Source organism: Ancylomarina sp. (assembly GCF_041555295.1).
In the GTDB taxonomy this organism is placed as follows: Bacteria; Bacteroidota; Bacteroidia; order Bacteroidales; family Marinifilaceae; genus Ancylomarina.
The window spans coordinates 1-7682 of record NZ_JBFFKR010000168.1 but is presented as its reverse complement, the minus strand read 5'-3'; the positions used below and the strand labels follow the sequence as shown (position 1 = coordinate 7682).

Here is a 7682-nt window from a genome sequence, read left to right as displayed (position 1 = left end):
AGCCCTGACTATCTGAGTTACGAAGACCTCCCGCATCTAAATGTGGCTGATCGCCAACGCATATAAAAAATTCTGTACAAGCAGTGCCTGGCTGATTACGCGCCATGGAGATAACACCATTTAAGTGCAAGATTCCTGTTTTATTCGTTGGTTCATGTTTTATAGTTGGCATGCTATCGACTATAGAATCGTGGAACAAACCGCCTTGTATCACTTCTATTTTAATATCTCTACCCTCTTGATTATCCATATGAACAACTCTGTAGAAACAAGCTTTATCAAAAACATGATTGTCAACATTTGCTAAGAAATGCTTTGCAGTGATAGGCGCTTTGGTCTCATAGATTTCTAATTCAATAACCCCCAGGGGTGTTTCTATTTCTACAATTGGGTTCTCAGATTTTGAACAAGCAAACAGACAGCAACTAAGTAATAAGACTAGAGCGTAAAGTTTCATTTTGGGGAAATCATTAAGTTAGTAAATAATTAGTCCTTGCAATTTGCCTCTTTTATTCAATTATGCAAGACACGACAAAAAAATAAAGGTGAAAACATCACCCAATTTAGAATGACTCTATGATTTTAAAATTTAGTGATATCTTTGTAGAGAATTTAAGATAATTATCAGCCCAATTCCGTCGATAATCTTTTATCACAACCATTTTATTTTTAGAAATACTGCTATTTTCTATTAACGAAATAATTAAAGAGTGGAACTTACACGAGAATTCATAAAAAGCTTACCCAAAGCCGAACTGCATTGCCATTTGGATGGATCAATGCGAGTTGAAACAATAATTGATCTTGCTAAGAAAAATAAGGTTGATTTACCCGAAAATAATCCTGAAAAACTAAAGCAAATTTTAGAAGTTGGCAACAATTGCAAGAGCTTAACAGATTATCTAAAACCCTTTGATATTACCTGTTCGGTTCTTCAAACTAAAGAGGCATTAGAACGTGCGACTTACGAATTGGCTGAGGATTGTGCCGATGAAAACATCAGGTATTTAGAGATTCGATTCTCTCCTATTCTCCATGTAAATGGAGGCTTATCGCTAAGCAAGGTTGTTGAGGCCGTATTGGATGGTAAAAACAGAGCTGAAAAGGATTTTGATATCACTATTGGGATTATCATATGTGGTCTGCGTCATTTAAGCCCTGAGACTACCAATATACTGGCTGAACTATGTGTTGCTTATAAAAACTACGGCGTTGTGGGATTTGACCTGGCTGGTGCCGAAAGAAATTTCCCTGCCAAAGACCATAAAGAAGCCTTTTATCTGATTATAAATAATAATATTAATACTACTGTGCATGCTGGTGAAGCCTATGGACCAGAATCAATACATCAAGCCCTTCATCATGTGAGAGCCAATAGAATTGGGCATGGCACAAGATTAAAGGAAGATGGTGATTTGCTTAACTATGTTAACGATCACAGAATTCCCCTTGAAATGTGTATTACCTCAAATCTTCAAACTAAAGCGATAGAATCCTATTCCAGACACCCTATCAAGTTCTATTTTGATATGGGCTTAAGAGTAACCATTAATACGGATAATAGATTAATATCCAAAACGACTCTTACCGACGAATACTTATTAGCCATTAAAGAATTTAATTTCACTCCTAAAGAACTAAAGTACCTGATTACGAATGGTTTCAAATCGGCTTTTTTACCTTTAAACCAGAAGGTTAAGCTATTAAGGAAAGTGACTCAGGAACTTAAAGAAAAGGGCTTGGAAATTCAAAGGGATTATATTTAATCGTTTTGAATACGGCTGAAATATTGGAATAGGTATTAAAGTTAGATCTGTCGTCAAAGTCAAGAGAAAGTTCTCTCTCGACTTTTCTTCCCAAAATCATTAGAAATTAGCTAAGTTTGTAGCCAAATTTTAATAAACTATGAGATACTTTCTAATGCTATTGGCCCTTGTTGTTGGCTGTTTATTGCCTTTACAGGCCAGTATTAATGCCAAACTGGGAACGTTTCTCAAAGCGCCTCTTATGGCAGCTATGGTCAATTTTATTGTAGGTGGCTTTATCTTACTTACAGTGATTATAGGAACACGTACTCCCAATAATATTTTACTAGCCATTAGAGAAGCCCCAGCACATGCATGGGTAGGTGGCCTTATGGGCTCTATTTATGTAACCTCCATTATTTTTCTGGTTCCTCGATTGGGAGCAGCTCTTAGTTTTGGTTTAATAATAGCTGGACAGATGGTTTTCTCTTTGGCTTTAGATCATTTTGGACTGTTTGGTGTACCTGTACAACCTGTTAATTGGGGACGAATTGCAGGCGTTCTTTTAATATTTGTAGGGATATTGCTAATCCAGAAGTTCTAATAAACAGAAATATGAGACTATAAAATCTTGACGCAGATCGAACATGATTTCTTATGATTTTAAATTTATTCCAATCATACCAGAATCGTTATTTATCAGCGTCTTTTTTTTCTTTTGGACATGCCTATAAAGATTCCATTTCTTTGAAAAATTAAAAATGGGTTCAGAATGTATCTGAACCCATTTCCTTTTTCACTAGAAACGACAGCTAAGCTTTTTTAATTCATCCAATCTACTTTCTAGTAAAAGTTTCACCCTCTTCAATTGGATCAAATATTCCATCTCCATTGTCATCAGATATGATGGTAAGTTTATTGCCTGAAACCACGAATTTGACTTCAAAACTTTCACTAATATCAAACTCATCTTCTAAAATCAAATCCCAATCAATATCATCAGGCGTATAGTAATCAAATCCAGTCATGTCATCATTAAGAATACCAAGCCTGGTAATCGTAAGCATAAAAACATCTCCACTTACCGAATAACTACCTTCAACAACCATCAAATCCATCCATAAACCGTCCTCAGACATACTCATGGTCATTTTTAAAGTGCTTGCAGTAATCACCAAAACTTGCTTTACGGCACCCTCGTCCGAACTATCGATTCGCTCCCAAGTACCCACATAGGTTGATGTTATAACATCATCATCATCATCATCGTTCCCACAGGAATTCACGCTAAGAATCAGGCATATCATTAACGCTGCACTTAGCCATCTAATTAAAAATTTTCTTTGAAAAAGCATAATTTAAAATATTAAGTGAGTATCAATTCATATCAGTCTTGACTCTTATAAATTTACGATAATTTCAACAATAAATAATCAAGATATTTTAGTCATATGGTAATTAGTATCAATCTATTTATACTTAATAAAAAAAAAACATCCTATTTAAGGACAGGATTAAGTTTTATTTTTTGCTTGCCAATATTGGGGCATAAAAAAATGGGCTCAGAACGTACCTGAACCCATTTCCCTCTTTTACACAAAACTAATCTTTAAAAAAGATCAGTCAACAAATTATCTTCAACAAGGTTAGGTAATGTCACCCTTAAATCTGGTCGACGCTCCATTTCACGCTTGATAGCAAACATAGCCTCGTCGTTACGAGCCCATGAACGACGTGCAATACCATTGTTTACATCGTAGAACAACATACTTTTAAGACGAGCATCAGCTTCTGGTGTGCCATCAAGTAACATACCGAAACCACCGTTCATCACTTCACCCCAACCTACACCACCACCATTGTGGATAGATACCCAGGTCGCACCTCTAAAGCTGTCTCCAATCACATTGTGAATAGACATATCAGCCGTAAACTTACTACCATCATAGATGTTTGATGTCTCCCGGTATGGTGAATCGGTACCACTTACATCGTGATGATCACGACCTAGAACAACAGGTCCAATCTTACCTGCAGCAATCGCATTATTGAATGCTTCAGCAATTTTAGAACGTCCTTCAGCATCAGCATATAGAATACGGGCTTGTGAACCCACAACCATTTTGTTTTGCTTAGCTTCCTTAATCCAGGTAATGTTATCTTGCATCTGCAATTGAATCTCTTCCGGAGAATTCTCTTTGATCTCCTGTAGAACTTGCATTGCAATCTCATCAGTCATATCCAAATCTTCAGGCTTACCCGAAGCACAAACCCAACGGAATGGTCCAAAACCATAATCGAAACACATTGGGCCTAAAATATCCTGAACGTATGATTTGTATCTGAAATCAATACCATTCTCTGCCATGATATCAGCACCTGCACGAGAAGCTTCCAATAGAAAAGCATTTCCATAATCGAAGAAATAAGTTCCCTTAGCTGTGTGACTGTTTACCGAAGCAGCATGACGACGAAGAGTTGCCTGTACTTTCTCTTTAAACACTTCTGGCTCTTCACGAATCAAACGGTTCGACTCATCGTAAGAAATATCTACTGGATAGTAACCACCTGTCCATGGAATATGCAGCGAAGTCTGGTCAGAACCAATGTGGATAAAGATATTCTCTTGATCGAAACGTTCCCAAACATCAACAACATTACCAATAAAGGCAATAGATACCACCTCATTCGTTTCTTTAGCCTGCTTTACACGAGCCACTAATTCGTCCATTGAGTCGATTAGAATATCCACCCAACCTTGTTCGTGACGCTTAGTTGCAGCCTTTGGATTCACTTCTGCAGCAATAGTGATACAACCAGCAATATTCCCAGCTTTTGGCTGAGCACCACTCATACCACCTAAACCAGCAGTTAAGAAAATCTTTCCAGCAGGTGTCTCTCCTTTTTTCAAGATCTTACGGAAAGCATTCATTACCGTAATGGTTGTTCCGTGAACAATACCCTGTGGCCCAATATACATGAAAGAACCAGCAGTCATTTGTCCGTACTGTGAAACACCTAAAGCATTGAATTTCTCCCAATGGTCAGGCTTTGAGTAGTTAGGAATAACCAAACCATTCGTAACAATCACACGAGGTGCTCCCGTTGAAGATGGGAATAAACCCATAGGGTGACCTGAGTACATATGTAGAGTTTGCTCATTAGTCATCGTTGCTAAATACTCCATAGTCAACAAGTACTGAGCCCAGTTTTGGAAAACGGCACCATTACCACCGTAAGTAATCAACTCTTCAGGATGCTGAGCGACAGCAGGATCCAAGTTGTTTTGCATCATCATCATGATACCTGCAGCTTGTTGAGATTTAGCAGGATACTCCTGAATTGGACGAGCATAAATCTTGTACTCAGGCTTGAATCGGTACATATAAATACGCCCGAAGTCTAATAACTCCTGAGCAAATTCAGATGCCAGCTCCTTATGCCAAGGCTTTGGAAAATAACGCAAGGCATTACGAATAGCTAACTGCTTCTCCTCTACTGATAAAATATCTTTTCTCTTTGGAGCTCTGTTAGCATCCTTTGGATAAGCTTTTTTTGCTGGTAATTCCGAAGGAATACCTTGCAAAATTTGTTCTTGAAATGTCATAACTTTTCGACTTAAAGATTCAAACTAAATATTATTGTCCTTAAAAGTTTAGTAACTTTTGAAAGGCAGCTCTTTTAAATTTTATTATTAGCAAAGATATCCTTAGTTTTGATACCTAACAAGACTAGTTTTGTCAAGATTTAATAATCATGAGTAATCAAATAGAGTTTAGACATTATAAGTATTTCCTGGCTTTAGCCAAAGATCTACACTTTAGAAAAGCTGCAGAACGCTTGTACATCTCGCAACCGGGACTGAGTCGTCAGATTAAACAGATGGAAGAAGATCTGGGTATTAGTCTCTTCAATCGACATAACCGAAAAGTGGAGCTCACTAAGGCAGGTGTATATTTACAACATGAATTAACGAATACCTTCAAAAGGCTGGACGATATTATAACGCATGCCAAATTGTTGAATGATGGTATGGATGGGAATCTAAAATTGGGCTATGTGGGCTCAGCCATGCAAAAAGTTATTCCTGAACTCCTTCTAAAATATAAAAGCAAACATCCTCATGTCCTTTTCAGTCTAAATGAAATGGACAATGAAAAACAGATTCAAGCCTTACTTAATCAGGAAATTGATGTGGGTTTTGTAAGAATGGAACGTGTACCCAGAGGGATAAATATTCAATCTATTTTCGAAGATACCTTTTCGCTTGTTCTTCCTAAGGATCACCCTCTTGACAGCTCTAACTTCAAGGATTTAATTCAACTTAAGGATGAGTCCTTTATTCTTTTTGATTCCTCTTATAGTGAATCTTATCACGAGAAAGTGATGCAAATATTCGATCATAGTAAGTTCTCTCCTCTTATTTCACACTACACCGTTAATGCCAGTTCGATTTTCAGACTAGTTGAAAATAAATTCGGAGTGGCTATAGTCCCCACATCACTAAAGTTAGGTTACGATATGGGAATTAAATTTATAGAGTTGAATAAAATACCTCAACGTACTACCTTAAAAATGGTTTGGAATAATATGAATATGAACCCAGTACTTGAAAATCTGATTAATACCCTCATTCCAAAGAAGATATAATTGAACTTTAAACCCTTAAAATAACAGCAATGAAGTTAAGAGAATATAAACCTGCTCTATTGTTAATTGATCTTCAAAAGGGCTTTGATGATGAAGCCTATTGGGGTGGGAATAGAAATAATAAGGATGCTGAAGAAAAAGCCGCTCAAATTCTTACCCAATGGAGAAGCTTAAACTTACCGATTTATCACATTATTCATAGCTCGCAGGATCCCTGTTCCAGATTACACAAATCACATGCTGGCTTTGAAATTTTAGACGCAGTCAAGCCCATAGAAGGTGAACCGCTAATCATCAAGAATGTAAATTCAGCCTTTATAGGAACTGATTTAAAAGAGCAACTCGATGCTGAAGGCATTACAAACCTTGTAATTGTAGGCTTAACGACTAACCATTGCATATCAACCACAACACGAATGGCAGGGAATTATGGCTATGAGACTATTCTTATAGATGATGCCACTGCCACCTTTGATCGCATTGGACTAAATGGCGAAAAATATCCATCCGAAATTGTTCATCAAATCTCGATAGCTAATTTAAAGGATGAATTCGCCACAATTATAAACACCGCACAACTACTTAAAACTGTATAACAAACAAGAAGATATGAAACGTCCATGTATAAAGCTCTCTGCACACAAAGAGATGATTATATGGTAAGTTCCATATGGCAATAATATAAAATTATAAACATATGAAAGTAACTATTGAAAGAATAAACGATGATTATTTGATGGAAGCCAAAGGCGCTAGTGGTGTACCTGTACTTATGGATAACTCTACAATTGAAAACGTTCAAGGTACGAGTCCTATGGAACTTTTAATGATGGGCGTTGGAGGTTGTTCTGCTATTGATATCATTAACATCCTTAAAAAGCAACGTCAAACAATCAAATCCTACTCTGTAGAGATAGAAGGTGAAACTCAGGAAGTATTAGAAGCTAAGCCTTTTAAAGCGATGACCCTAAAAATCTACTTGGAAGGTGACATCCCAGCTGATAAAGTTATACGTGCTGCTGCTTTGAGCTTTGAGAAATACTGCTCAGTTTCTATCACCATGCAAACTTCTGTGAAGATCAAGTATCAACTATACTTGAATAATGAACAAGTACTATAAGTATAGAAACCCGATTAAATACAAGCAAGTAATTGGGTAATGGACAAAATAAAAGTGACAATTCTCTAAATAAAGGATTGTCACTTTTTTTGATTCACACACTTGTAAAGACAATAATTCCACCCTATACATCCCGTTAATCGCATTATTTATCGAAAATTGAACTT

8 protein-coding genes are annotated in these 7682 nt (G+C 36.8%); 5 read left to right on the top strand and 3 right to left on the bottom strand.

What is annotated here, in order from left to right; all coding sequences use genetic code 11:
• The coding region (locus tag ABY905_RS11630; RefSeq protein ID WP_372643990.1) for a peptidylprolyl isomerase at positions 1-457 on the bottom strand (457 nt) is incomplete at its 3' end.
• 253 nt (positions 458-710) lie between these two features.
• On the opposite strand from ABY905_RS11630, the gene add reads away from it, so the two are divergent.
• Both add and ABY905_RS11620 read left to right on the top strand, forming a co-directional pair.
• Complete coding sequence (add, locus tag ABY905_RS11625) at positions 711-1766, top strand: adenosine deaminase (RefSeq protein WP_372643987.1); 1056 nt, start codon at positions 711-713, stop codon at positions 1764-1766.
• Positions 1767-1905: 139 nt separating this feature from the next.
• The gene (locus ABY905_RS11620; protein ID WP_372643984.1) at positions 1906-2349 is read left to right on the top strand and encodes a DMT family transporter; all 444 of its coding nucleotides are present in this window, start codon (positions 1906-1908) and stop codon (positions 2347-2349) included.
• A gap of 232 nt (positions 2350-2581) precedes the next feature.
• On the opposite strand, the gene ABY905_RS11615 is transcribed toward ABY905_RS11620, so the two are convergent.
• Positions 2582-3100, bottom strand: coding sequence for a hypothetical protein (locus ABY905_RS11615; RefSeq protein WP_372643981.1), 519 nt, complete (start codon positions 3098-3100; stop codon positions 2582-2584).
• Between the two features lie 254 nt (positions 3101-3354).
• Positions 3355-5352: a urocanate hydratase gene (locus ABY905_RS11610; RefSeq protein WP_372643978.1), complete on the bottom strand. Its 1998-nt coding sequence runs from the start codon at positions 5350-5352 to the stop codon at positions 3355-3357.
• Positions 5353-5501: 149 nt separating this feature from the next.
• On the opposite strand from ABY905_RS11610, the gene ABY905_RS11605 reads away from it, so the two are divergent.
• From ABY905_RS11605 to ABY905_RS11595, 3 genes are all read left to right on the top strand, one after another.
• Complete coding sequence (locus tag ABY905_RS11605) at positions 5502-6395, top strand: LysR family transcriptional regulator (RefSeq protein ID WP_372643975.1); 894 nt, start codon at positions 5502-5504, stop codon at positions 6393-6395.
• Positions 6396-6424: 29 nt separating this feature from the next.
• Positions 6425-6991 carry a cysteine hydrolase family protein gene (locus ABY905_RS11600; RefSeq protein ID WP_372643973.1) on the top strand — a complete coding sequence of 189 codons (567 nt, stop codon included), beginning with the start codon at positions 6425-6427 and terminating at the stop codon, positions 6989-6991.
• Between the two features lie 101 nt (positions 6992-7092).
• On the top strand, positions 7093-7515 hold the full coding sequence (locus ABY905_RS11595; RefSeq protein ID WP_372643970.1) for an OsmC family protein: 423 nt from the start codon (positions 7093-7095) through the stop codon (positions 7513-7515).
• Positions 7516-7682 lie beyond the last annotated feature (167 nt).